General features: G+C 59.1%; 25 protein-coding genes and 6 tRNA genes. 20 read left to right on the forward strand and 11 right to left on the reverse strand.

The window, feature by feature from the left end:
- Window positions 1-34 precede the first annotated feature (34 nt).
- The 3 genes from G364_RS0106425 to G364_RS0106435 all read right to left on the reverse strand — a co-directional run bounded on the left by G364_RS0106425 (window position 35) and on the right by G364_RS0106435 (window position 2,403).
- Window positions 35-826, reverse strand: a complete 792-nt coding sequence (locus G364_RS0106425; protein ID WP_026344739.1) for a class II glutamine amidotransferase — start codon at window positions 824-826, stop codon at window positions 35-37.
- A 5-nt stretch (window positions 827-831) separates the two neighbouring features.
- Window positions 832-1,413, reverse strand: coding sequence for a D-sedoheptulose 7-phosphate isomerase (gene lpcA / locus G364_RS0106430; protein WP_019934331.1), 582 nt, complete (start codon window positions 1,411-1,413; stop codon window positions 832-834).
- Window positions 1,414-1,491: 78 nt separating this feature from the next.
- Complete coding sequence (locus G364_RS0106435; protein ID WP_019934332.1) at window positions 1,492-2,403, reverse strand: LysR substrate-binding domain-containing protein; 912 nt, start codon at window positions 2,401-2,403, stop codon at window positions 1,492-1,494.
- Window positions 2,404-2,518: 115 nt separating this feature from the next.
- Here G364_RS0106435 and G364_RS0106445 point away from each other — a divergent pair, with 115 nt between their 5' ends.
- From G364_RS0106445 to G364_RS0106455, 3 genes are all read left to right on the forward strand, one after another.
- Window positions 2,519-3,133 (forward strand): LysE family translocator, encoded by a 615-nt coding sequence (locus G364_RS0106445; protein WP_019934333.1) that lies wholly within the window; start codon window positions 2,519-2,521, stop codon window positions 3,131-3,133.
- Window positions 3,134-3,205: 72 nt separating this feature from the next.
- Window positions 3,206-4,660, forward strand: a complete 1,455-nt coding sequence (locus G364_RS0106450) for an AAA family ATPase (protein WP_019934334.1) — start codon at window positions 3,206-3,208, stop codon at window positions 4,658-4,660.
- 1 nt (window position 4,661) lies between these two features.
- Window positions 4,662-6,089: a VWA domain-containing protein gene (locus G364_RS0106455; protein WP_019934335.1), complete on the forward strand. Its 1,428-nt coding sequence runs from the start codon at window positions 4,662-4,664 to the stop codon at window positions 6,087-6,089.
- A 288-nt stretch (window positions 6,090-6,377) separates the two neighbouring features.
- On the opposite strand, the gene G364_RS0106460 is transcribed toward G364_RS0106455, so the two are convergent.
- Window positions 6,378-6,812, reverse strand: a complete 435-nt coding sequence (locus G364_RS0106460) for a GNAT family N-acetyltransferase (RefSeq protein WP_019934336.1) — start codon at window positions 6,810-6,812, stop codon at window positions 6,378-6,380.
- A gap of 115 nt (window positions 6,813-6,927) precedes the next feature.
- Between G364_RS0106460 and G364_RS0106465 the strand changes: the two genes are divergently transcribed.
- Window positions 6,928-8,265, forward strand: a complete 1,338-nt coding sequence (locus G364_RS0106465) for an NfeD family protein (RefSeq protein ID WP_019934337.1) — start codon at window positions 6,928-6,930, stop codon at window positions 8,263-8,265.
- On the forward strand, window positions 8,262-9,032 hold the full coding sequence (locus tag G364_RS0106470; protein ID WP_019934338.1) for a slipin family protein: 771 nt from the start codon (window positions 8,262-8,264) through the stop codon (window positions 9,030-9,032). The genes G364_RS0106465 and G364_RS0106470 overlap by 4 nt, the downstream gene beginning before the upstream one ends.
- Before the next feature lie 120 nt (window positions 9,033-9,152).
- Here G364_RS0106470 and kdsA read toward each other — a convergent pair whose 3' ends face one another.
- The 5 genes from kdsA to hemA are packed head-to-tail and all read right to left on the reverse strand — an operon-like array spanning window position 9,153 to window position 14,016.
- Entirely contained in the window at window positions 9,153-9,998 is an 846-nt protein-coding gene (gene kdsA, locus G364_RS0106475) for a 3-deoxy-8-phosphooctulonate synthase (RefSeq protein WP_019934339.1), read from the reverse strand.
- Window positions 9,999-10,007: 9 nt separating this feature from the next.
- Window positions 10,008-10,814, reverse strand: a complete 807-nt coding sequence (locus G364_RS0106480) for a SirB1 family protein (RefSeq protein ID WP_019934340.1) — start codon at window positions 10,812-10,814, stop codon at window positions 10,008-10,010.
- Complete coding sequence (gene prmC, locus G364_RS0106485; RefSeq protein WP_019934341.1) at window positions 10,807-11,649, reverse strand: peptide chain release factor N(5)-glutamine methyltransferase; 843 nt, start codon at window positions 11,647-11,649, stop codon at window positions 10,807-10,809. Before prmC ends, G364_RS0106480 begins: the two co-directional genes overlap by 8 nt.
- The gene (gene prfA / locus G364_RS0106490; RefSeq protein WP_019934342.1) at window positions 11,649-12,734 is read right to left on the reverse strand and encodes a peptide chain release factor 1; all 1,086 of its coding nucleotides are present in this window, start codon (window positions 12,732-12,734) and stop codon (window positions 11,649-11,651) included. The genes prmC and prfA overlap by 1 nt, the downstream gene beginning before the upstream one ends.
- Window positions 12,735-12,756: 22 nt before the next feature.
- Window positions 12,757-14,016, reverse strand: a complete 1,260-nt coding sequence (gene hemA / locus G364_RS0106495) for a glutamyl-tRNA reductase (protein ID WP_019934343.1) — start codon at window positions 14,014-14,016, stop codon at window positions 12,757-12,759.
- A 125-nt stretch (window positions 14,017-14,141) separates the two neighbouring features.
- On the opposite strand from hemA, the gene lolB reads away from it, so the two are divergent.
- The 4 genes from lolB to G364_RS0106510 all read left to right on the forward strand — a co-directional run bounded on the left by lolB (window position 14,142) and on the right by G364_RS0106510 (window position 16,732).
- Window positions 14,142-14,720 (forward strand): lipoprotein insertase outer membrane protein LolB, encoded by a 579-nt coding sequence (lolB, locus tag G364_RS0106500; RefSeq protein WP_040614523.1) that lies wholly within the window; start codon window positions 14,142-14,144, stop codon window positions 14,718-14,720.
- Entirely contained in the window at window positions 14,717-15,547 is an 831-nt protein-coding gene (gene ispE, locus G364_RS0106505; RefSeq protein WP_019934345.1) for a 4-(cytidine 5'-diphospho)-2-C-methyl-D-erythritol kinase, read from the forward strand. Before lolB ends, ispE begins: the two co-directional genes overlap by 4 nt.
- A gap of 47 nt (window positions 15,548-15,594) precedes the next feature.
- Window positions 15,595-15,717, forward strand: a complete 123-nt coding sequence (locus G364_RS17480; RefSeq protein WP_281162849.1) for a hypothetical protein — start codon at window positions 15,595-15,597, stop codon at window positions 15,715-15,717.
- Window positions 15,718-15,784: 67 nt separating this feature from the next.
- Window positions 15,785-16,732 (forward strand): ribose-phosphate pyrophosphokinase, encoded by a 948-nt coding sequence (locus G364_RS0106510; RefSeq protein ID WP_040614524.1) that lies wholly within the window; start codon window positions 15,785-15,787, stop codon window positions 16,730-16,732.
- 224 nt (window positions 16,733-16,956) lie between these two features.
- On the opposite strand, the gene G364_RS0106515 is transcribed toward G364_RS0106510, so the two are convergent.
- Window positions 16,957-17,700: a TSUP family transporter gene (locus G364_RS0106515; RefSeq protein WP_019934347.1), complete on the reverse strand. Its 744-nt coding sequence runs from the start codon at window positions 17,698-17,700 to the stop codon at window positions 16,957-16,959.
- 171 nt (window positions 17,701-17,871) lie between these two features.
- Between G364_RS0106515 and pth the strand changes: the two genes are divergently transcribed.
- The 8 genes from pth (at window position 17,872) to G364_RS0106555 (ending at window position 20,448) form a co-directional block, all read left to right on the forward strand.
- Window positions 17,872-18,468, forward strand: coding sequence for an aminoacyl-tRNA hydrolase (pth, locus tag G364_RS0106520; RefSeq protein ID WP_019934348.1), 597 nt, complete (start codon window positions 17,872-17,874; stop codon window positions 18,466-18,468).
- Window positions 18,469-18,482: 14 nt separating this feature from the next.
- Window positions 18,483-19,574, forward strand: coding sequence for a redox-regulated ATPase YchF (ychF, locus tag G364_RS0106525; protein WP_019934349.1), 1,092 nt, complete (start codon window positions 18,483-18,485; stop codon window positions 19,572-19,574).
- A gap of 220 nt (window positions 19,575-19,794) precedes the next feature.
- Window positions 19,795-19,871, forward strand: a tRNA-Met gene (locus G364_RS0106530).
- A 4-nt stretch (window positions 19,872-19,875) separates the two neighbouring features.
- Window positions 19,876-19,950: transfer RNA gene (locus G364_RS0106535), tRNA-Gln, on the forward strand.
- A gap of 89 nt (window positions 19,951-20,039) precedes the next feature.
- A tRNA-Gln gene (locus G364_RS0106540) sits at window positions 20,040-20,114 on the forward strand.
- A gap of 80 nt (window positions 20,115-20,194) precedes the next feature.
- Window positions 20,195-20,271, forward strand: a tRNA-Met gene (locus G364_RS0106545).
- Window positions 20,272-20,278: 7 nt separating this feature from the next.
- Window positions 20,279-20,363: transfer RNA gene (locus G364_RS0106550), tRNA-Leu, on the forward strand.
- Window positions 20,364-20,373: 10 nt separating this feature from the next.
- A tRNA-Gln gene (locus G364_RS0106555) sits at window positions 20,374-20,448 on the forward strand.
- A 149-nt stretch (window positions 20,449-20,597) separates the two neighbouring features.
- Here the strand turns inward: G364_RS0106555 and G364_RS0106560 are convergent.
- Window positions 20,598-21,767, reverse strand: a complete 1,170-nt coding sequence (locus G364_RS0106560) for an FAD-dependent monooxygenase (protein WP_019934350.1) — start codon at window positions 21,765-21,767, stop codon at window positions 20,598-20,600.
- A 171-nt stretch (window positions 21,768-21,938) separates the two neighbouring features.
- Here G364_RS0106560 and miaB point away from each other — a divergent pair, with 171 nt between their 5' ends.
- The 3 genes from miaB to ybeY all read left to right on the forward strand — a co-directional run bounded on the left by miaB (window position 21,939) and on the right by ybeY (window position 24,971).
- Window positions 21,939-23,369 carry a tRNA (N6-isopentenyl adenosine(37)-C2)-methylthiotransferase MiaB gene (gene miaB / locus G364_RS0106565; RefSeq protein WP_019934351.1) on the forward strand — a complete coding sequence of 477 codons (1,431 nt, stop codon included), beginning with the start codon at window positions 21,939-21,941 and terminating at the stop codon, window positions 23,367-23,369.
- 100 nt (window positions 23,370-23,469) lie between these two features.
- Window positions 23,470-24,507, forward strand: a complete 1,038-nt coding sequence (locus G364_RS0106570) for a PhoH family protein (RefSeq protein WP_019934352.1) — start codon at window positions 23,470-23,472, stop codon at window positions 24,505-24,507.
- Complete coding sequence (gene ybeY / locus G364_RS0106575) at window positions 24,504-24,971, forward strand: rRNA maturation RNase YbeY (protein ID WP_019934353.1); 468 nt, start codon at window positions 24,504-24,506, stop codon at window positions 24,969-24,971. The genes G364_RS0106570 and ybeY overlap by 4 nt, the downstream gene beginning before the upstream one ends.
- Window position 24,972 lies beyond the last annotated feature (1 nt).

The following is a 24,972-nucleotide window of genomic DNA, read 5'->3' on the forward strand; positions in this document are numbered from 1 at the left end:
GCAAACTTTCTGCACAAAGCTTAGCCAATAAGCCTTAAGGCGTGGGATTTTCGCCGTTACCGGCCACCCGCTCGCCCAGCCAGAACAGGTTGTATTCACCTGGCTGCATTTTGTGCCACTGCTCGTTATTGGTCAGCGGTTGAGTGGCGATCACGGTCACAATGTCGTTGGGGGTGGTTTCTTTCTGAAAGTCGATTTCCACGTCTTCGTCGATGAGCCGGGCCGGGCCAAAGGGCGCGCGCCGGGTGATCCAGTGCAGATTATTGCTGCAGTAGGTCATCAGGTATTCGCCGTCGGTGAGCAGCATATTGAACACACCCAGACCACGCAGCTGATCGCACAGGGTGGCCACATAGCGGAACATGGCCGCCATATTGCCGGGCTTGCGCGGATATTTCTGCTCCAGCTCGTGCAGTATCCAGCAAAAGGCCAGCTCGCTGTCGGTGTCGCCCACCGGCTTGTGGCGGCCGGTTTTCAGCTTGTTATAGCCACTCAGCTGGCCATTATGGGCAAAGGTCCAGTAACGGCCCCATTGTTCACGGGTAAAGGGATGGGTGTTTTCCAGGGCAATGCCGCCCCGGTTGGCCTGGCGTATATGGCTGACCACGGAGCAGCTTTTGATTGGATATTCCTGCACCAGCTGCGCAATACGCGACTGGCTGGAGGGCTGCGGATCCTTAAAGGTGCGCAATCCCTTGCCTTCGTAAAATACAATGCCCCAGCCGTCTTTATGGGGGCCGGTACGCCCGCCCCGCTGCATCAGGCCGGTAAAGCTGAAGCAGATATCGGTAGGTACGTTGGCGCTCATCCCTAGCAGTTCACACATGGCGGTTACTTGTTCTCCATTTCCTTTTCAACCAGCTGGATCAGAATGTGAATGATCTTGATGTGCACTTCCTGAATGCGATCGGCATAGCCAAAGTGCGGCACACGAATTTCCACGTCGGCCAGGCCGGCCATTTTGCCACCGTCTTTGCCGGTAAGAGCAATGGTTTTGATACCGTTGGCCCTGGCTACTTCAATGGCCCTGAGAATATTGGCCGAGTTGCCGCTGGTGGATAAGCCCAGCAGCACATCGCCCTGGCGGCCTACCGCTTCCAGATAGCGGGAGAACACAAATTCAAAGCCAAAATCGTTAGACACACAGGAAAGATGGCTGGGATCGGAAATGGCAATGGCGGGGTAACCCGGGCGGTTTTCCCGGTAGCGGCCGGTCAGCTCTTCGGCAAAGTGCATGGCGTCGCAATGAGAGCCGCCATTGCCGCAAGACAGCACCTTGCCACCGGCCTTGAAGCTGTCGGCCAGCAATTTGGCGGCCTGCTCAATGGCGGCAATATTGGCGTCATCGGCCAGAAAGCGATTCAGTACCTCGGCGGCTTCGTTCAGCTCACTGCGGATCAAACTCTGATACATGTAATGGCCTCATTCTTGCGGTAAAAACGCATTTTGGCATAACTGCTGCAAAGCGGAAAGCCGGCGGCGGCCCCCGGGTTAGTTCAGCCGCACCTGCGCTATATTGCCGGGCAGTTTTTCAGGCCGCCGGCTGACAATAAATTCATAAAACTGATCAATCTGCTGCCGGCACCGCGTGTTGACGGGCCAGACCAGATAATAACCGTCGCCGGTGGCCACCGCCGTGTTAAAAGGCAGCGCCAGCAGGCCGCTGTTGATTGCCTCCCGGCTGAGAAACAGATCTCCTACCGACACGCCATGACCGCTGATGGCCGCCAGACTGCCCTGCTCCAGGGTGTCGAACACCTTGCCGGTGAACAGCTCAACCTGCTCGCTGCGGCCGGTGGCGGCCAGCCAGCGCTGCCAGTCGCGCCGGTCCGGCGAAGGATGGATCAGCTCACACTCAGCCAGATTTTGCCGGGCCCGGGGCAGCAGTGCCGGCGCACACACGGGGATCAGCCACTCTTCAAACAAGGGCAGGCTTTGGGTGCCCGGGCCGAACTGGCCCTTGCCCAGCAAAATGGCGCAGTCAAAGGCTTCCCGGCTGAAGTCCACCTCGTCCACATCCATCCACACACTGCTTATTTGCACCCGCGGCGTTTTGTGGCGCTGCTGAAACTCGCTCAGCACCTGCAGCAGCCAGCGCATGGTAAGGGTGGACGGTGCCTTCAGCCGCAGCTCCTGCTGCTGCCGGCGAAAGCCGTGACAGGCTTTTTCCAGCAGCTGAAACCCTTCGCCCAGCTGGCCCGCCAGCACCTTGCCGGCGGCGGTAATGTCCACCCTGGGGCCCTTGCGCACAAACAGCTCACAGCCAAACCAGGCTTCCAGAGTGCGAATATGCCGGCTTACCGCCCCCGGTGTCACATGCAGGCTGGCGGCGGCCTTGCTGAACGATCCCAGGCGGGCGGCGGCTTCAAAGGCGCGTAAGGCATAGAGAGGCGGAAGAGACACGGAAGGCTCCATATTGAGTTTTACTCACATTAAATGGCAGCTTTATCCGCTTTTCAAGCACGGCTGTTATGGCAACAATGCCGTTATATTTTATTGATGATGCCGAGTTGTTTATATGAACCTTGCTCTGCTGCTGGCCTATATCAGTGCCGTGCTTCTGCTGTTGCTCACTCCCGGCCCCGTGGTGGCCCTGGTGACCGGCACCGCCGCCCGTCATGGCCCGCGCCGGGCCTTTGCCACTGTGCTGGGCACCAACGCTGCGTCTTTGGTGCTGATTATGCTGGCGTCCCTGATGCTGGCGGGCCTGCTCACCCTGCCCGGACCGCTGTTATACGGGCTGGCAATGGCGGGCTCCGGTTATATTGGCGTAACGGCCTGGCAGGATTTGCGGGCCGGCCCGGCGGGCGGCCTGGCTGAGGCCGGCAGCGGCGGTTTGGCCAGAGGATTCTGGACCGGCCTTTCCAACCCCAAGGATCTGTTGTTCTTTGTGGCGTTTTTTCCTCAGTTCATCAGCATTACTCACAATACCGGTGCCAGCCTGCTGATCCTGTCCGGCCTGTGGGTGCTGTTCGATCTGCTGGTGCTGTCTTTATACATTTGGGTTATCGGCCGCTGGATGGCGAGCAAACAGGGCGAGCGAATTGGCCGGCTTTCCGCCTGGCTGCTGTTGCTGCTGGGCTTGGCGGGTGTGTTTTATAACGGGGCTCGCTGCCTGGAATTGTTTTCGTGACATTGGTCACACTCGGCTTTTTAAGTACAATGTTGCCAAGCTTTTAATACAAATTACTTACAGGTCTGGCACATGGACGCAAAACACCGCATTGCGGCACTGATCGAACACCTGCAGCATGGCCTGCTGGAGCGGGAAACCCCGGCCCGGCTGGCGCTGCTGGCGGCCCTTTCCGGCGAGCACCTGCTGCTGCTGGGCCCGCCCGGCACCGCCAAGAGCGAGCTGTCACGGCGGCTGCACACCCTGATGGCCGACGGCAGCTATTTTGAACGGCTGCTGACCCGCTTCTCGGTACCGGAAGAGCTGTTTGGCCCGCTGTCCATCAAGGCGCTGGAGCAGGACAGATACCTGCGCCAGACGCAAGGCTACCTGCCCGAGGCCTCCATTGCCTTTATTGATGAAATCTTCAAGGCCAACAGCGCCATTCTCAACAGCCTGCTGACCCTGCTGAACGAGCGCCAGTTCGATAACGGCAACGCGCGCCTGCCGGTGCCGCTGGTGTCTGTGATTGCCGCCAGTAACGAGCTGCCGGAAGGGGCCGAGCTGAACGCCCTCTATGACCGTTTTCTGCTGCGTTTTCAGGTGGCCCCGGTGGGCGACGATGCCTTTACCGGCCTGCTCACCCTGAACAGTGACTATCAGGCTCCGCCGGCCGAGCTGAAGCTGACCAGCACCGAACTGGCTGATCTGCGCAGCCAAGCCGAGCAGCTGCCGCTGTCGCCGGCGCTGATCCGCCTGCTGCACAGCCTGCGCCGTTTTCTTGCCGAGCAGGAAATTCCGGTGTCGGACCGGCGCTGGCGCAAGGTGGTCAAGCTGCTCAAGGTGTCGGCCTGCTGCAACGGTCAGTCACAGGCAGACCTGCTTGATGCCTGGCTGCTGCCCCACTGCCTGTGGCAGCAGCCGGATCAGCATGGCCGCCTCACCGACTGGCTGCACGAACACATTGCCGCCGACCCGGGCTTCAGTCCGCAGCTGGTGAGCGATATGGTAGACAGCTGGCAGGAGCGGCTGGATCAGGACGCCGATCCGGTACTGCCGTCCCTCAACGAGCAGGGCTATCAGCTTTATCTCGACGAGCAGGGTCAGCCGGTCACCGAAGCCAAAGGCCAGCGCCACAAGCGCAATGAAAGCGGCCAGCTGCTCTATCGTCAGCCCCGGCTGCCCGACTCGGTATTTACCGAGCAGGAAATTCGCAACCTGGGCGGCAATCTGGATCAATATCAGCCGCTGCTGGAAGATTATGTGCGCCCCAGCGCCCTGCAGCCCAAGGCCTGGCCCGCCAGCCACGTGGCCTCGCGCCTGCGCCAGCTGGATGAACGCATTAACGAGCTGGCGGACTATCTGGCCTGGCTGGAGACTCAGCAACAGGGGCTGGGCCAGCGTTTGCGTCAGCATCTGTGGCTGAGCCCGGAGCTGGGTGAGCGCGCCCGCGCTCAGCTGGAGCAGCAACAGGCCGGCCTGAGCCGCCAGCATGAGCGGCTGCAGGCCCTGCGTGAGGCCTTTGCCGACCTGCCGGTAGAAGGCTGACATGGCCTCTGCCCAAAGCGCTGGCCTGGCGCCGTTAAGCGAGCTGCCCGAGAGCCTGTTCAGTCTGGTGGTCACCCACCCCCTGGGCAGCCTGCTGCCCAGAGCCAGCCGGGTGCTGGATATGCTGAGCGAGCTCGACAAGGGCCGGCTGCCGGCCCCCGGCAACTGGCTGAGCACCAGCACGGAGCGGCGCATTCGTCAGCTGCTGGTGCGCGCCAATGCGCTGGAATACAGCAAGGAAACCCCGGACGTGGCCCGGGCCATCGTACAGGACATATTGCTGGTGCTGGAGCAGGTGGAGCTGGACTGGCCGGCCACCGCCGGTTTGCTTACGCAACAACTGGGCATTGCCGCCGAGCGGGCCGAGCGCCGTGCCCGGGCCCGGCACACACGGCGGGCCCTCGCCAAACTGGCGGAGCAGTGGCAGCAGCGCATCACTCTGTGGCAGGCGCTGGATGACGTGGCCGAGGAGTTTGGCATAGCGCCGGCCATCGGCACCGATAAAGACAGCGGCAACCTGCGCGATCGCGCCTGGTTTGATCTGCTGCGGCTGGCCCGCTGGGTGGCGGAGATTCGTGAGTTACAAAAACTGCTGAAACTCATGGGCCAGCAGCGTCCGGATCCGGAGCAGAGCGCCACCCTGAGCCAGCTGCAGCAGATGATGAGCCCGCGGGATAACGGCCCCAGAGAGCGGCGGCTGCCGGGCATTCCCATGGAAACCCAGGGCATTACCCGCTCCGATAATCTGTCCCGCATGCTGGCACTGGAAGCGGCCCTGCTGGGGCATCCGTCTTTGCATATGCTGTGGCACGCACGCCGGGCCGAGCAGAGCCTGCTCAGCTACGCCGTGGCCGGGGTGATGCCCATCGACTCGGGCAACGACTGGCCCCTGCCCCGGGCGGGCAAGGGCGAAGGTGACGGCAAGGGCACTCAGCTGGGCCCCATTATTCTGTGTCTGGACACGTCCGCCTCCATGCACGGCCTGGCGGAGCAGGTGTCCAAGGCCATGGTGCTGGAAGCCCTGCGCATGGCCAAAAAGCAGCAGAGAGGTTGTCTGGTGTATCTGTTTGGCGGTGCCGGTGAATTACTGGTGCTCGACAATCAGACCCTGACCCTGCCCGAGCTGCTCGACATGCTGCGCGGCTCCTTCAGTGGCGGCACCGACGTGAGCACACCACTGAACGCTGCCCTCACCCGGCTGCAGCAGCAGGAGTGGCGGCAGGCGGATATTCTGCTGGTAAGCGACGGCGAATTTGAAGTGTCCCGAGAGTTGCAGGCGCAGGTGAAGCACGGCAAGGAGGCATTGGGCGTGCGCCTGTTTGGCCTGCAGCTGGGCTACGCCACCGCCCTGCACGCCATGCGCAAGGTGTGCGATCCTGTGCACCTGTTCAGCGACTGGCGCAGCCTGGAGCAGGCGGCAAGAGCTTAAGCTTCGTAAGCGTTTGCTTTGCCGTGCTCTACCGTCGGCCAAAGCGCACTGCTTCTCCGGCACGCCGTGAATACCTCCCTGTAGGCTCCGCTGCGCCATCCATGGCGCAGAGGGCACAGCGAAGCAGACACCCTTTGCCCTCCTAGAGACACTCGGCGCTGACTGAACGATGAAATTCAGCGCCGATGTTACTCGAAGCCACTGCGGGGATTGCCGAAGCCGAGCGCTACATGGAAGTACTTGCAAGTGCAACCACGCAGCTGCTTCGCATGGCAATTGTTGGTGTATTTAACTTCTCACCATCACCAGCCGGGGTTCGCCGGGGCCGAAGTAGTCGTTTTCCCGGCCGGCTTCAACAAAGCCGAGGCTCTGGTAAAGCTGTAGTGCCGGATTGTCGGGCAGTACCGTCAGTTTAATGCGCGCGCAGCCCCGCTCTTCCAGTGCGGTAACCGCCGCCTGCAGCAATTGCCGGCCCAGCCCTCGGCCCCGTGCCGCCGGTGCAACTGCCAGCGACAAGATCCAGCCCTCGTTTACTTTCTCTCCCCTGCCCGCCAGCACATAGCCCTGCAGCTCTCTTTCACTTTCTGCCACCAGCAACGAGCCCGGCCACAGATCCCAGGCCTGGCGCAGAAAAAAGTACGGATAGCCGTGTTCACCAAAGGCGACGCATTCCAGCTGGTAAACCTCAGCCAGATCGGCCTTGGTGGCTGCTCTTATTTTCATGTTTTGTTCCTGATCTTTGTATTGCGGACAATATGGTAAGGCATGGCCCCTGCTTTAACTGTTTAAATAACAACCAACCAGCTAAGCTTCAAAGTATGAACAAAAAGGAGGCAGTATGGCGTGGCGAACAGGCTGGTGGGCATGGTGGCTGCTGCTGGTCAGCGTTATGGTGCCGGCTCAGGAGCGTTACTGGCAGCTGGATATCAAGGGGGCCATCGGCCCCGGCATTTCCGACTATCTGGTGACCGAGATTAATCAGGCTCAGAGTGAGCGCCCGGCGCTGGTGCTGCTGACCATGGACACCCCCGGCGGCCTGTACAGCGCCACCCGCGATATTATCAGTGCCATGCTGGAGTCCAGTGTGCCTGTGGTGGTGTATGTCTCCCCCGGCGGTGCCAGAGCAGCTTCTGCCGGTACTTATATTCTTTATGCCAGCCACGTGGCCGCCATGGCCCCGGGCACTCACCTGGGTGCCGCCACCCCGGTGCAGATGATGCCCGCCCCAGCCGGCGAGGCGGATAAAGACGAAGAGAAAGATGACAGCAGCCCGCCTGCCGGCAGCGCCATGGAGCGCAAGTCCCTGAACGATGCCATTGCCTATCTGCGCAGCCTGGCCCAGCTGCGCGGCCGCAATGTGGAATGGGCCGAACAGGCGGTGCGCAACGCCGCCACCCTCACCGCCCCCGAGGCACTGGAGCAGAAGGTGATTGAGCTGGTGGCCAGTGATATTGCCGAACTGCTGCAGCAGCTCGACGGCAGGGAAGTCTTCCTTAAAAACGATACCATCACCCTGGCCACCGCCGGGCTGATTGCCGAACAGCGCCAGCCCGACTGGCGCCAGCAGTTCATTATTACCATCAGCAACCCCAATATCGCCTATCTGCTGATGCTGGTAGGGGTCTATGGTCTATTGCTGGAGTTTTACAGTCCGGGCTTTGGCGTGTCGGGCGTGATTGGTGCCATCTGCCTGCTGCTGGCCATGCTGTCGCTGCAGATGCTGCCCTTCAATATGGTGGGGCTGGGACTGCTGGCCCTGGGGCTGGCGCTGATGGTGGCGGAAGGCCTGTCCCCCAGTTTTGGCATTCTCGGCGGCGGTGGTCTGGTGGCCTTTGTTATTGGCTCTGTGCTGCTGTTCGACACGCCCGATCAGGCCTTTCGCGTGGCCTGGCCCTTTATTGCCGCCTTTACCCTCTTTTCTCTCAGCTTGATCCTTGTGGTGGTGCGCCTGATCGTAAAACAACGCCGGGCGGCCCCCGTCTCGGGGGCGGCGGCCATGATTGGCGAGCAGGCCAGAACAATAACGGCGCTGGATCCCGACGGTACCGTATTGCTGCAGGGTGAACGCTGGCAGGCACACAGCCACAGCCGGATTGCCGCCGACAGGGCTGTGGTGGTGGTGGCGGTGCACGATCTGGTAGTAGAGGTAAAACCGATACAGGAGAGCGAAGCATGATCATTGATTTTATTTATTTTCAGCTGCTGATCATTATTCTGCTGATCATGCTGTTTGCCAGCATGTTCCGCATTCTGCGGGAATACGAGCGGGGCGTGGTGTTTCTGCTGGGGCGCTTTCACAAGGTAAAAGGACCCGGCTTTATTATTCTGATCCCTCTGGTGCAGCAGATGGTGCGGGTGGATCTGCGTATTGTGACCATGGATATTCCGTCTCAGGATCTGATCTCGAAAGACAACGTGACCGTGCGGGTCAACGCCGTGCTGTATTTTCGTGTGCTGGATCCGCAAAAGGCGATCATTAACGTAGAGAATTATCTGGAGGCCACCAGTCAGCTGGCCCAGACCACAATGCGCTCTGTGCTGGGGCAGCACGAGCTGGACGAGATCCTCTCGTCCCGGGATACGTTAAATGCGGATCTGCAGCGCATTCTGGATCAAAGCACCGATAACTGGGGTATCAAGGTGTCGGCGGTGGAGATCAAGCATGTGGATCTTGACGAGTCCATGATTCGGGCCATCGCCCGTCAGGCCGAGGCGGAGCGTTCCCGCCGGGCCAAGGTGATCCACGCCACCGGTGAGCTGGAGGCCTCAAAACAACTGCTGGAAGCGGCCCGCATGCTGGGGCAACAGCCGGAAGCCATTCAGCTGCGCTATCTGCAGACCCTCACCGAGATCAGCAGCGACAACAGCAAAATCGTGGTGTTTCCCCTGCCCATGGAGCTGGGAAAAATATTGCAGAAAATGAGTTCGGACGAGCCGCCGTAAGACACCGACGGGCCAACGCAAATGACTTAAGCAAGCTGTAGGCCGTAAGCTGTAAGAAAAAACCGGATTACTTCCAGCTTCCAGCTTCTCGCTTACGGCTCACCTGCGCAGCAGGTGTGATTACCGAATATTCAGGGGCTCAAAACTTTTGATCAAGTCATCCAGCGCCTTGAGCTGGGTCAGGAAGGGCTCGAGTTTGTCGAGAGGCAGGGCGCTGGGGCCGTCGCAGCGGGCCTTGCTCGGATCCGGATGAGCCTCCAGGAAGAGACCGGCCAGACCGGTAGACAGGCCGGCCCGGGCCAGATCCAGCACCTGTTCACGACGACCGCCGGACGCTTCACCCAAAGGATCCCGGCACTGCAGGGCGTGAGTCACGTCAAAGATGATAGGGGCGTCATTCGTAGCCTTTTTCATCACGCCAAAGCCGAGCATGTCCACCACCAGGTTGTCGTAACCAAAGTTACTGCCCCGCTCGCACAGAATAAGCTGGTCGTTGCCGCATTCAATAAACTTGTCGGTGATGTTCTTCATCTGCCCCGGGCTGAGGAACTGGGGCTTTTTGATGTTAATCACCCGGCCGGTGTCGGCCATGGCCTGCACCAGATCGGTCTGGCGGGCCAGAAAGGCGGGCAGCTGGATAACGTCTGCCACCTCGGCCACCGGGGCCGCCTGATGGGGCTCGTGCAAGTCGGTGATCACCGGCACCTTAAAGGTGTCTTTTACTTCCTGCAGCAGCTTCATGCCTTCTTCCAGACCCGGACCACGGAAGGAATGAATGGAAGAGCGGTTGGCCTTGTCCCAGCTGGCCTTGAACACATAGGGAATGCCCAGCTTTTCGGTCACCTTTACATAGTGTTCGCAGGCCTGCATGGCCAGATCCCGGGACTCCAGCACGTTGATGCCGCCAAACAGCACCATGGGCTTGTTGTTGGCGACCGCAATGTTATTGATGTGTACGGTTTTCATATCGGCTTCCTAGTGAAGGGTTTTGGGGCTGAGATCCAGGCCGGCTATCTGGGCTTTGAGCACATCGGCAATGGGATCATCCGGTCTGTGCTCAATAAAGAATTCAAAGTCGTCGGCGGCCAGTTTGCCGCAATCCAGCTGCTCATACAAAAAGCCCCTGTCCCGCCGCTCAAAGGGGCAGTCGGGCTTGAGCCGCAGCAGAAGCTCGCTGCAGGCCAGCGCCTTGCCAAACTGCTGTTGATTGATATAGGCGGCCTTGGTCACGTTCAGCAGCCGCACCAGCACTTCTGTGTCTGAGGTACCTTTAAGGTGCTCCGGTGTCAGCCGGGCCAGGTTGCCCCTGGCCCCCCGCAGCAGCAGCTCTACTTCATGACGGGGCAATTGCCGGCCGGTGAAAGGATCGATCACCGCCCCTTCTTCTTCCGACCACATACGAACAAGAAAATGGCCGGGAAAATTAATGCCTTCGGCATCCACCCCAAAGCGCCGGCACAGATGAATAAGCAGGATGCCGAGGCTCACCGGAATACCTTCCCGCCGGGCCAGTACCCGGTTCATCAGGCAGTTATCAACGGAGAAAAAGGTGTCGCTGTCGCCGGCAAAGCCCAGCCCGTCATAGAGACAGGGCAGCAGATGCAGGGGGGCTATCATGTCTTCCAGCTCTTCCGCCAGCGCCCGCTCCAGCGCAAACAGCTCCCGCTCGGCTTCATCCCGGGCCGCCGGCCCTTCCAGGCTTTCCACCACATCCAGCGCCAGCGTCATCAGATCCAGCAGTTCGTCGCTGTGCCAGCGCTCACTGATATTACTTTCAAGCATGCTTCCTCCCGGGCCACTGGCCCAGGGTCACTCTGTCCTGCCCGCCGTAGTCGCGCAGCGTGGTGACCTGTTCAAAACCATTGTCGGTAAAAACGGACTGCACCGCCTCACCTTGCTGCCAGCCGTGCTCCACCAGCAGCCAGCCGCCGGCACAGAGGTGGGCCGGTGCCAGGCTGGCAATATGGCGAATATCCGCAAGGCCCTGATCGTCGGCCACCAGGGCCGACAGCGGCTCAAAGCGCACATCCCCCTGAGCCAGATGCGGATCGGCGGCATCAATATAAGGCGGATTGGAGACTATCATGTCAAAGGTCAGGCCGGCGAGGGGTTCAAACCAGCTGCCCTGGCGCACTTCCACATCGAGATCCAGCCGCTCGGCATTGCGCCGGGCCAGAGCGGCGGCTTGCGGGTTAAACTCCACCGCCATAACGGTATCGTCAGGGCGCTCGCATTTGATGGACAGCGCAATGGCACCGGTGCCGGTGCCCAGATCCACCACCCGTGCCGGCCTTTCGGGCAGGCGCTCAAGTGCAGACTCAACCAGCACTTCGGTATCAGGCCGGGGAATAAGGGTATCCGGGCTCACCTCCAGCATCAGGCTCCAGAACTCCCGCTGGCCGGTAAGATGAGCCACCGGCTCGCCCTGCTGGCGACGGCGAATAAGCTCGGCCAGCTCGGCCTTCTGCCCGGCAGACACCTCAAACTCGGGCCAGGCCAGCAGAAAGCTGCGGGGCTTGTTCAGCACATGGCACAGCAGCACGTCCGCATCCAGCGCCGGGGATTCGCCGCCGGCCAGTTGCTCGCGCAGTTGAGCGCGCAGTTCGCTCAGGCGCATTATTGTCCCGCCAGGGCGGCAAGCAAATCGGCCTGGTGCTCCTGCAGAATAGGCTGAGTGAGCATATCGAGCTGGCCTTCCAGCACTTCACTCAGCCGGTACAGAGTCAGGTTGATGCGGTGGTCCGACACCCGGCCCTGCGGGTAGTTGTAGGTGCGAATGCGATCGGAGCGGTCACCGCTGCCCAGCAGGTTGCGGCGGGTGCTCTGCTCTTCGGCGTGGCGCTTGTCCTGCTCGGCCTGAGCCAGACGCGAGGCCAGCACCGCCATGGCCTTGGCCCGGTTCTTGTGCTGGGAGCGTTCGTCCTGACATTCCACCACCATGCCGGTGGGCAGGTGAGTAATACGAATGGCAGAGTCGGTTTTGTTAACGTGCTGACCACCGGCACCGGAGGCGCGGAAGGTATCTACCTTGAGATCCGCCGGATTGATCTCCGGGGCCTCGGCCTCGGGAATTTCCGGCATTACCGCCACCGTGCAGGCAGAGGTATGAATGCGGCCCTGAGATTCGGTTTCCGGCACCCGCTGCACCCGGTGACCGCCAGACTCGAACTTGAGCTGGCCGTACACGCCGGTGCCCTCAATGCGGGCAATGATCTCCTTGAAGCCGCCGTGCTCGCCCTCGCTGGCGCTGACAATTTCCACCCGCCAGCGCTGAATCTCGGCATAGCGGCTGTACATACGGAACAAGTCGCCGGCAAAAATGGCCGCCTCGTCGCCGCCGGCCCCGGCGCGAATTTCCAGAAAGCAGTTATTATCGTCCCGCGGATCCTTGGGCAGCAGCAAAATCTGCAGCTCCTGGCTCAGGGTCTCGATGGCGGCTTCGGCGCTGTCGATTTCTTCCTTTGCCATGGCTTTCATCTCGGCGTCGTCTTCCGCCAGCATTTCTTTCGCCTCGGCCAGATTCTCCTCGGCACGGCGGTAGCGCTGAAAACAGGCCACCACGTCTTCCAGCTGAGCATATTCCCGGGTCAGGGCGCGATAGTGATCCTGGTTGTTGATTACCGAGGCCTCGCCCAGCAGCGCCTGCACTTCCTGGTAGCGCTCTTCCAGGCCTTCCAGTTTTTTCAGTACGGATTCGTTCATCAGCGTCTCGCGGTTGTGCCGGTCAGGGCCGGCTGATGCCCAGGCTGCGGGACAGCACCGCCAGCATGTCCTGATCGCCGTCTTTGCCGGCCTGACTCAGGGCCTGGGTGGGAGTATGAATAAGCTTGTTGGTCAGCCGGCGGGTCAGCTGCTGCACCACCTGGGTGGCGTCTTCGCCCTGGGCCAGCGCCTGCAATGCCCGGGCCAGCTCCTGCTCGCGCACCGCCTCGGCCTGAGCACGGTAATGACGGATCAGATCCACCGAGTGCAGCGAACGGTACCAGGCCATAAACTGATCCCGCTCTTCCAGAATAATGCGCTCGGCCTGAGCCGCGGCCCGTTTGCGGGCTTCCATGTTCTGCTCGATGATGCCCTGCAGATCGTCCACGGTATAAAGGTAGGCGTCGTTCAGTTCATCCACCTCGGGCTCAATGTCCCGGGGCACGGCAATGTCCACCAGCAGAATGGGCTTGTGCCGGCGGGCCTTGAGCGCCCGCTCCACCATGCCTTTGCCGATAATGGGCAGGGGGCTGGCGGTGGAGCTGATCACTATGTCGGCCTGAGGCAAAAAGTCGGGGATCTGCTCAAGCGTCATCACCTCGGCTTCAAATTCCTGCGCCAGGTTCTGAGCCCGCTCCAGAGTACGGTTGGCCACCATCATTTGAGTGACCGACTGCTCACGCAGGTGCCGGGCCACCAGCTCGACGGTTTCACCGGCGCCCACCAGCAGCACCTTGGTGCGGCCCAGATCCGAGAATATACGCTTGGCCAGACTGACGGCGGCAAAGGCCACCGACACGGCACTGGCACCGATGTCGGTTTCAGTGCGTACCCGTTTAGCGACAGAAAATGACTTCTGAAACAGCCGCTCCAGCAGGCCTTTCAGGCTGCCCGCCTGATGGGACTGACTGTAGGCCTGCTTTATTTGCCCCAGTATCTGCGGCTCGCCCAGCACCAGAGAATCCAGCCCGCAGGCCACCCGCATCAAATGGCGAATGGCCTCTTCACCCTGATGCTGATACAGGCAGGCAGTGAGCTCATCTTCGTCAAGATGATGAAACTGCTGCAGCCAGTGGCGCACCACGTCACTGTCGCCGTCCGCACTCAGGCTGCAATACAGCTCGGTGCGGTTGCAGGTAGACAGGATCACGGTTTCTGCCACACCTGGAGTAGCCATCAGCTCCTGCAGTGCCCGGGGGGCAAGATCAGGGCCAAACGCCACCCGCTCGCGCAGGGCGACGGACGCTGTCTTATGATTGATTCCCAGTACCAGCAGGCTCATGAGGATTTTATGCGGCTCACATCGTTTTTCGATTAGCCGTCTATTGTACGAGAAAGGCCAAATCTTTAAAAGTCACCGGCCTTGCCCTTATACTGGCTTTCTCTTTTTTCAGCGGGGTGCCTTACGTGCGTACTGTATTGATTTTTATTGGCTTGTTGCTGGTTTCCGGCTGTGCTTACCGGGCAGAGCAGGCACCGGCAGGTTCCTGGCTGGCTCAGAAGCAACAGCTGAGTGAGCTGGAAAACTGGCAGCTGGCGGCCAGACTCGGCATCATCACCCCCGACGAGCGCGGCAGCCTGAGCCTGTTCTGGCGCAATAACAGTGACGATTACCGCCTTAATCTCACCAATGTGGTGGGCAAACGGGTATTTGATCTCAGCCGGCGCAATGGCCGCATTGAACTGATCGACAGCGAAGGCCAGCGCCACACCGCCAGCAATGCCCGGGATCTGGTGTATGCCCTTACCGGCTGGGACCTGCCGGTGGAACAGCTGGCCGACTGGATAAAAGGCATGCCCGGCGATGCCGACACCGTCAGTTTTGATGCCGATGGCCGCCCGGCACAAGTACAGTCTCATGGCTGGCAGCTGCGCTATCTGGGGTATACCCAAATCGACCGGCTCTGGCTGCCCAGCCGGCTGGAGCTGAGCCACAACACCACTACCCTAAAGCTGGCAGTCAGCCGCTGGGAGCTGAACCCATGATATGCCTGCCCGCCCCGGCCAAGCTCAACCTGTTTCTGTACATTACCGGTCGCCGTGATGATGGCTACCACAACCTGCAGACCCTGTTTCAGTTTGTGGACTTTGGCGATGAGCTCGGCTTTGAAACCGCCGATGAGCTGACCTTGTCTCCTGAGCTGCCCGGCGTCGCACCCGAGAGTAATCTCATCATAAAAGCCGCGCGCCTGCTGCAGGCACACACCGGCAGCCATAAAGGCGCACATATTACCCTCACCAAGCGGCTGCCCATGGGCGGTGGACTGGGCGGCGGCTCCAGCGATGCCGCTACCACCCTGGTGGGGCTGAACCGGTTATGGCAGCTGGGTCTTGGTAATGACGAGCTGGCAAGCCTGGGACTTCAGCTGGGTGCCGATGTGCCGGTGTTTGTGCATGGCCGCGCCGCTTTTGCCGAAGGGGTGGGCGATATTTTTACCGATGCGGTGCCACCCGAGCCCTGGTATCTGGTGTTGAACCCGGGGGTGGAAGTGTCGACGCCGGCTGTTTTTACCGATCCTGAACTGCCCCGTAACAGTCCGGTAATGAGCCTCGAACAGCGCCTTAACTCACCCTGGCAAAACGACTGCGAAGCACTGGTTAAAAAGCGACACCCCGAGGTTGCCAAACTTCTGAGCTGGTTGCTAGAATATGCGCCGTCACGAATGACGGGCACAGGTGCGTGTGTTTTCGGCACCTTTGACAGCCGGAAAGCAGCTGAAAATGCGCTTGAAAATGCGCCGGCAGGCACAGTGGGGTTTGTTGCCAAAGGCTGCAACCAGTCTCCTTTGCTTACGGCAATCAAGGCCCTGTAAGCAACCGTCAATAATCCGTGAACAAGGCAGAATCAGGCAGCGATGGCATGAAAACGGGGTGGGCTCGTTTTCTCCCTTATCCCAAGGGTCAGTTCGCTGCCGGCGGTCGCCAGCAGGACGACACGGCCAATGGCCGGCTCACCGTTGAGTGCTCTCATTCAACACCCTGACTGACGTTCCGAACCAGACTAAAATTCCGAAACCACCACCCACGAAGCAACCCCGAGGTTTTAAACCGTGCCCGACATGAAGCTGTTTGCTGGTAATGCAACGCCGGAACTCGCCCAACGTATCGCCGATCGTCTTTTCATCAAACTGAGTGCTGCCGATGTTGGCCGTTTCAGCGATGGTGAGATCAGCGTACAAATCAACGAAAATGTACGCGGCGGCGATGTCTTCATCATCCAGTCCACCTGTGCGCCCACCAACGACAACCTGATGGAGCTTATCGTCATGGTCGACGCCCTGCGTCGGGCCTCTGCCGGTCGTATTACCGCTGTCATTCCTTACTTCGGCTACGCTCGTCAGGATCGCCGTGTGCGTTCTGCCCGGGTGCCGATCACTGCCAAGGTAGTGGCCGACTTCCTGTCCAGCGTGGGTGTAGACAGAGTACTCACCGTAGATCTGCACGCCGAGCAGATTCAGGGCTTCTTTGACGTGCCGGTAGACAACGTATTCGGTACCCCGGTACTGCTGGAAGACATGAAAGCCAAAGGCCTGCAGGATGCCGTTGTGGTGTCTCCCGACATTGGTGGTGTGGTGCGTGCCCGTGCCGTGGCCAAACTGCTGGACGAAACCGATATCGCCATTATCGACAAGCGCCGCCCCCGCGCCAACGTGTCTCAGGTAATGCACCTTATCGGTGACGTGGAAGGCCGTGACTGCGTGATCGTCGACGACATGATCGACACCGGCGGCACCCTGTGCAAGGCCGCTGAAGCGCTGAAAAACCGTGGTGCCAAGCGCGTATTTGCCTATGCCACCCATGCCGTGTTCTCCGGCAACGCCGCCCAGAACATCAAGGACTCAGTAATCGATGAAGTCATCATCACCGACTCCGTGCCCCTGAGCGATGAAATCAAGGCCATCAGCAAGGTCAAGCAACTGACCCTGTCGCCCATGATGGCCGAGGCCATTCGTCGCATCAGCAACGAAGAGTCCATCTCCGCCATGTTCGAGCAATAAGCACGGACAAAACAGCTGGAAGTAAAAGCCCGCGAGATTCGCGGGCTTTTTTGTAATTGCAACGGACATGCATACAGTCAACGCCAATGTTTAATGAAGCAGCAGTGGGGATTGCCGAAGCCGACCGTCAAATGTCATGGATGACATTTGACGAGCGTCCCAGGGATGGGCCCGAAGCGTGTCGGCGGAGCGTAACCGCACTGATGCTTCACATTGCGTATCCATTACAGCTCCCCGAAGGGGGTGTAAAAACGAATAAAATAATACCCGCTCAGCGCCATACCAAAGGCGACAATGCCCCAGGCCAGCAGGCGGGGTTTTATCCATTCCAGCACCCGGGCACCCAGCTTGCCGCCAAGCAGATAACCCAGCGCCAGCAGCAGCGCCTCATGCCAGTACACCAGCCCCGACACGGAATACACCACTATAGTGGCACCGCTGGCCAGCATCGACAGATACAACTTGATGGCATGTTGCTGCAAACTGGAGCCCATGCGCAGCTGGCCCATCAGCGCCATCAGCAGAACCCCAAGGCCACCGCCAAAAAAGCCGCCGTAAAAACTGCCCCCCAGGAGTGCCGGCCAGGCTGCAGGTTTCATCAGCAAAGGCCCCTCAAACCCTTTGCTGCTCAGCAGCTGGCGGCCATAAAGCAGGCTCACCCCCAGCAGCAGCCAGGGCACCAGATAGTTAAAATTGTCAGCCTGAAACCGGGTCAGGGCAAAAGCCCCCAGACCGCCACCGGCAAGGCCAATCAGCGTCAGCGCCAGCAGCGGGCCGCCCCGCAGGCGCTTGCGCATGCCCCAGAAGGCGCTCACATAACCGGGCCAGGACGCCACACTGGCGGTGGCCACGGCCCCGGTGCTGGGAATGCCTGCCCCCAACAGTGCCGGCAGAGTAAAAAACAGACCGCCACCGGCCAGCGCATTAACCACGCCGGCAAGCAGGGACCAGCCCAAAAGTTCAAGCATGATGATGTCCGTAAAATAGATTCTGTGCAGATAAAGCAAAAAGTGAAGGACTCACTTTTGAATGAACAATCATAGCACAGATTGTAAACAATTAATCTGAAAGTCCCTCATGGTGGCCATTATCACCGCACTTCATTAGAATATGGCGTCATTTTAACGGCCAATTCAGCTATGCAATCTATCGAACTTATTGTCGGACTGGCTAACCCCGGCCCGGAATACGCCCAGACCCGGCACAATGCCGGTGCCTGGTATGTGGCCGAGCTGGCCCGCATGCACGGCACTCAGCTCAAGGAAGAAGGCAAATTCTTCGGCTGGACCGGGCGCGTGCGCATTGGCGGCAAAGAGGTGCGTCTGCTGGTGCCCGCCACCTTTATGAACCGCTCGGGTAAAGCGGTAGCGGCTCTGGCCAACTTTTACCAGATCCCGCCCGAGTCAATTCTGGTGGCCCACGACGAGCTGGACCTGTCACCGGGCATAGCCCGCTTCAAGCAGGGCGGCGGCCATGGCGGCCATAATGGCCTGCGCGACATTATCAGTTGCCTTGGCAACAACAAGAACTTTTACCGGCTGCGGCTGGGCATAGGCCATCCGGGCGATAAATCCCGGGTCTCTGGCTTTGTACTGACCAAGGCCCCGGCTGCCGAGCAGACTCTGCTTGATGCCGCCGTGGACGAAGCTGCCCGCGCCACCGATATTTTATTCAGTGACGGCATGGTCAAGGCAATGAACCGCCTGCATGCCTTCAACGCCAATTCCACCAAGTAATTCAGGACATTATCATGGGTTTTAAATGCGGTATTGTGGGTCTGCCCAACGTAGGCAAATCCACCCTGTTCAACGCACTGACCAAGGCCGGCATCGAAGCGGCCAACTTTCCGTTCTGTACCATAGAGCCGAACACCGGCGTGGTGCCGGTGCCGGACAAGCGTCTCGACGCCCTGGCCAAAATTGTTAACCCTCAGCGGGTGCTGCCCACCACCATGGAGTTTGTGGACATCGCCGGTCTGGTAGCAGGTGCTTCCAAGGGCGAAGGTCTTGGCAACAAGTTCCTGGCCAATATTCGCGAGACAGATGCCATCGGTCATGTAGTACGCTGCTTTGAAAACGACAATATAGTGCATGTGGCCGGCAAGGTATCACCGAAAGACGATATCGAAATCATTAATACCGAGCTGGCCCTGGCGGATCTCGACACCTGCGAGCGTGCCATTACCCGCAATGCCAAGAAAGCCAAGGGCGGCGACAAGGATGCCAAGTTCGAGGTCTCGGTACTGGAAAAACTGCTGCCGGTACTGGAAGAAGCCAAAGTGCTGCGCAGCGTGGAGCTGACCAAGGAAGAGCGGGCGGCCATCGACTATCTGAACTTCCTTACCATCAAACCCACCATGTACATTGCCAACGTCAATGAAGACGGCTTTGAAAACAATCCCCTGCTGGCCGAGGTGGAAGCCATTGCTGCCGCTGAAAACGCCATCGTAGTGCCGGTATGTGCCGCCATGGAGTCGGAAATTGCCGAGCTGGATGCAGAAGAAGCCGCCGAATTCATGGACGACATGGGTCTGGAAGAGCCGGGTCTGAACCGGGTGATCCGCGCCGGTTATGAGCTGCTTAACCTGCAGACTTACTTTACTGCCGGAGTGAAAGAAGTACGCGCCTGGACCATTCCTGTGGGTGCCACCGCCCCTCAGGCCGCCGGTAAAATTCATACCGACTTTGAAAAAGGCTTTATACGCGCCCAGACCATAGCTTATGAAGACTACATCACCTATAAAGGTGAACAGGGTGCCAAGGAAGCGGGCAAACAGCGTGCCGAGGGCAAGGATTACATCGTTAAAGACGGTGATGTGATGAACTTCCTGTTTAACGTGTAAGCCCTTTTGAGGGAAGGTTGGGACTCGTCCCAACCTACTTCCTCCCTAATCCCCCAATGCTGTAAATCTCACCGGCTTTTGCTCAGCTTCACGACAAGCCGTTCAGTTTGTGGCCAACCGGCTGCTGCAAAGCAATTTTTTGAAGAAAAGAGGTTGACGCTGTCGGAACGGATACGCATAATGCGCCCCGTTCGGTGACGGAAGGTCATCAACAAGCAGTGGCTATGTAGCTCAGTTGGTTAGAGCACATCACTCATAATGATGGGGTCGCAGGTTCGAATCCCGCCATAGCCACCATTGCTGGGGTATCGCCAAGCGGTAAGGCAGCGGGTTTTGATCTCGCCATTCCCAGGTTCGAATCCTGGTACCCCAGCCATTTTCAGAAAAGGTTGAAGAAAAATTTTCTGCTTATCTTCAGCCATTTTCAAATGTGCTGGTATATGTTAAAAATACGGGCGCAGCTGTTGGGGTATCGCCAAGCGGTAAGGCAGCGGGTTTTGATCTCGCCATTCCCAGGTTCGAATCCTGGTACCCCAGCCATTTTCAGGAAATGTTGAAGATACAGCACCAGATGCACTTCAGACGTTTCAGGAACATTGAGGCGACTCAATGCTTTATGTGGCTATGTAGCTCAGTTGGTTAGAGCACATCACTCATAATGATGGGGTCGCAGGTTCGAATCCCGCCATAGCCACCACTCTTTTGCGGGAGTGGCGAAATTGGTAGACGCACCAGATTTAGGTTCTGGCGCCGCAAGGTGTGCGAGTTCAAGTCTCGCCTCCCGCACCATTTAAAAAATTGGGGTATCGCCAAGCGGTAAGGCAGCGGGTTTTGATCTCGCCATTCCCAGGTTCGAATCCTGGTACCCCAGCCATATATCGAAAAGCCGGCCTCTGAGCCGGTTTTTTGCTTTCTGAGATTAGGGATTAGGGATTAGGGATTAGGGATTAGGGATTAGGGATTAGGGATTAGGGATTAGGGAATCGTACCTGTCCCAATTCCCCATTCCCTGCTCCCCCGCAGTTAAAGTCCCATGGCGTATTTCATCACTTGCTTTTTCAGCGGTCCGCTGTGCTCGGCGGCCTTTAGCCCCAGGTTACGCAGCAGCTTGAGCGGTGGCAGCTCGTTGCTGAAGGCCTGATAAAACACATCCATGGCCCCCTGCATCAGCAAGTTGTCGGGACGGCGGCGGCGTTCAAAGCGCTTGAGCAGCTCAGGGGCGGCAATATCCTCACCCTGCTCCACCGCCTGATGAACCAGCTCACTCAGCACCGCCACGTCCTTGAAGCCCAGGTTTACCCCCTGCCCCGCCAGCGGATTGATGGTGTGGGCTGCATCCCCCAGCAGCACCACCCTTCCCTTTACGTACTGGTTGGCATGACGCCGGCGCAGAGGAAAGTGGCCTTTATCGAGCACGGTCACCGGGCCAAGCCGGGGCGGAAAATGCGCCGCCACCTCGGCAGCCAGCGCCTCATTACTCAGGGCCGCCAGCTGCTCAATACGGTCTTTGCTGTCATACCACACCAGCGAGGCTTTGCCGTTGCCCAGCGGTAACAGCGCCCGGGGGCCGGATGAACAGAACTGCTGCCAGGTAATGTCCTGCTCAAGCTGCGCTCCTGCCACGCTGATCAGCATACACTGCTGGGCATAGTCCCAGGCGGTCACGCCCATGCCCGCCAGCTGCCGCACCCGGGACTCGGCCCCGTCACAGGCCAGCACCAGCCGGGCCTGCAATTGCTCGCCATTACCCAGGGTGAGCAAGGCACCTTCGGGGGTTTGTTGCAGTGTCTCCATGGTCTGAGGGCAGTCGATGGTCACGTTATGCCACTGGGCCAGGGTCTGCCACAGACCCAACTGAATAATACGGTTTTCCAGCATGTAGCCCAGATACTCACAGTCCAGCTCTTCAGCACTGAAATGAGTGGCAAAGCCCTGCCACTCGCTCGCCTCCAGCTTTTGGTAAGGCCAGGCGCGCATGTGAGTAATGGCCTGCCAGGCACCGGCCTGCTGCAACAGCCTTACCGAGGCGGCACTGATGGAAGAAATACGCAGATCATGAGGTTGTGCGGGTGAAAACTCGACGGGCTGGCGGCCTTCCAGCACGCGAATGGATAGCCCGGCAGATGCCAGCATGGCAGCGGCCAACGCCCCTACCATGCCGCCGCCTACAATAGCGATATCACACTGTTGCATTGTTTACCCTCCGGATTTTTCCGTTATTCTACCCTAACTCTCATTGTTTGGCCGACGGCAATTTGCTCATTTGGCACCGGACCGCGACTGGATATTATCTGGCCACTGTGCAGAGAAAAGAGTAGAATGCCCGGTCCAAAATGCACGACTCACAGCAGTAACTAGAGCGCCATGAGCAAAAAACTTCATATCAAAACCTGGGGCTGTCAGATGAACGAATACGATTCATCCAAGATGGCCGATCTGCTGGATGCCAGCCACGGCTACCAGCTTACCGAAGAAGCAGACCAAGCCGATGTGCTGCTGCTTAACACCTGCTCCATTCGCGAGAAGGCCCAGGAGAAGGTCTTTCATCAGCTCGGGCGCTGGCGTCCGCTCAAGGAAGCCAACCCCAAACTGGTGATTGGTGTGGGCGGCTGCGTGGCGTCCCAGGAAGGAGATGCCATTCGTGCCCGCGCGCCTTTTGTGGACATTGTGTTCGGTCCGCAAACCCTGCACCGGCTGCCCGCCATGATCAAATCCGTGCTTGAGGGCCGTGGTGCTCAGGTAGACGTGGCATTCCCGGAAATTGAAAAGTTCGACAACCTGCCCGAGCCCAAAGCCGAAGGGGCCACCGCCTTTGTGTCCATTATGGAAGGCTGCTCCAAATATTGCTCCTTCTGCGTGGTGCCCTATACCCGCGGCGAGGAAGTGAGCCGCCCGCTGGACGATGTGCTTTATGAAATCGCCCAGCTTGCCGATCAGGGCGTGCGGGAAGTGAACCTGCTGGGCCAGAACGTCAACGCCTACCGGGGCGAAACCCATGACGGCGACATTTGCACCTTTGCCGAGCTGCTGCGGCTGGTGGCCGCCATCGACGGCATCGACCGCATTCGTTACACCACCAGTCATCCCATCGAGTTCACCGATGACATTATTGAGGTGTATAAAGACACGCCTGAAGTAGTAAGTTTCCTGCACCTGCCGGTGCAAAGCGGCTCGGATCGCATTCTCACCCTGATGAAGCGCCCGCACACCGCCATTGAATACAAGTCCAAGATTCGCAAGCTCAGGGCCGCGCGCCCCGACATCACCATCAGCTCCGACTTTATTGTGGGCTTTCCCGGGGAAGAGGCCGACGACTTTGAAAAGACCATGAAACTCATTGAAGACGTGGGCTTTGATATGAGCTTCAGCTTTATTTACAGCCCCCGTCCGGGCACACCGGCCGCCGATTTGCCCGACGATATTTCGATGGAAGAGAAAAAACAGCGCCTGTACCGGTTGCAGAACACCATCAATAATCAGGCACAGCTGATCAGCCGGCAGATGCTCGGCTCCGTCCAGCGTATTCTGGTGGAAGGGCCGTCCAAGCTGAACCCCATGGAGCTGCGCGGTCGCACCGAGAACAACCGGGTGGTGAACTTTGAAGGCCCGCATACCCTGATTGGCGGTTTTGCCGATGTGGAGATCACCGAAGTGATGCCCCACAGCCTGCGCGGCAAATTCCTGCACGGCGAAGACGGCATGGATCTGCGCACTCAGGTGTCACCCCAAAGCATTCTGGCCCGCCGCCCAGACGGCGTGCCCGACGACACCGGTGTCGCCACTTTTACCCCTTAACAGCAGCTTGAAGCTGGAAGCTGGAAGCTGGAAGTCAACAGCAAGTCACTCCGCTTCCAGCTTCGAGCTTATCGCTTCCAGCTTTTGAACAGGAGTTACCTTGACAGCCAACGTCACTCATCTGGACCTTGAACTGCAACCCGCCGACGGCCAGCGTCTGGTCAGCCTGTGCGGCCCCTTTGACGACAATATCAAACAGCTGGAACGCCGTTTAGGGGTGGAAATCAACCACAGCGATGAGCACTTTCAGATTGTCGGCCCCGCGCGTCTGGCTCAGGTGGCCAACGACATTCTCACCCGCCTTTACGTCGACACTCAGTCCGTCAAGGGCCAGCCCGTGCCCGATATCACCCCTGAACAGGTACATCTGGCCATCAAGGAAAGCCGCGTGCTGGAGCAGGACGACGAAGACGATGCCGGCTATCGCTACGGCAAGGAAGTGACCATCAAGACCAAGCGGGGCCTTATCAAGCCGCGCAGCCCCAATCAGGCGCACTATGTGGCCCATATTCTGAGCCACGATATCACCTTTGGTATTGGCCCGGCAGGCACCGGCAAAACCTATCTGGCGGTAGCTGCGGCAGTCGACGCGCTAGAGCGTCAGGAAATCCGCCGCATTCTGCTTACCCGGCCGGCAGTGGAAGCAGGCGAGAAGCTTGGCTTTCTGCCCGGCGATCTGAGCCAGAAAGTGGATCCTTACCTGCGCCCGCTTTACGATGCCCTGTTTGAAATGCTGGGCTTTGAGCGGGTGGAAAAGCTCATTGAGCGCAACGTCATTGAAGTGGCCCCGCTGGCCTACATGCGCGGACGCACCCTGAACGATGCCTTTGTGATCCTGGATGAAAGCCAGAACACCACTGTGGAGCAGATGAAAATGTTCCTCACCCGTATTGGCTTTAATTCCAAGGCGGTGATCACCGGTGACATCACGCAGATTGACCTGCCCCGCAACGCCAAATCCGGCCTGCGCCACGCCATTGAGGTCTTGAGCGGCGTAGAAGGCCTGTCGTTCAACTTCTTTCGCGCCGAAGACGTGGTACGCCACCCTGTGGTGGCACGCATAGTGCGCGCCTATGAAGCCTTTGATGACGCCCAGAAGCGCCAGCAAAGCAACACCAACGGAGCATCATCAGCATGACACTGTGGCTGGATCTGCAAATCGCCTGCGATGAGGCACCCGGCCTGCCAACCGAGCAGGATTTTGAGCGGTGGCTGACTGCCGCCCTCAACGGTGAGCGCGATGAAACCGAAATGACGGTGCGGCTGGTAGATGAAGCAGAAAGTCAGGCGCTTAACCGGGACTACCGCGGCAAAGACAAACCAACCAATGTGCTGTCGTTTCCGTTTGAGGCACCACCCGGCATAGCGCTGCCGCTGCTGGGCGATCTGGTGATCTGCCGGCAGGTAGTAGAGCGGGAAGCCGCCGAGCAAAATAAGCCCTTGCAGGCACACTGGGCGCACATGGTGGTGCATGGTTGCTTGCATTTACTCGGGTTTGACCATATTAAGGATGATGAAGCCGAAGAAATGGAGGCCAGAGAGATTGTTATTCTGGCCGGGCTGGGCATGGATAACCCCTATCAAGACGACGACGAAGGTTAAC

It is taken from the genome of Oceanimonas smirnovii ATCC BAA-899, assembly GCF_000381965.1.
GTDB lineage: Bacteria > Pseudomonadota > Gammaproteobacteria > Enterobacterales > Aeromonadaceae > Oceanimonas > Oceanimonas smirnovii.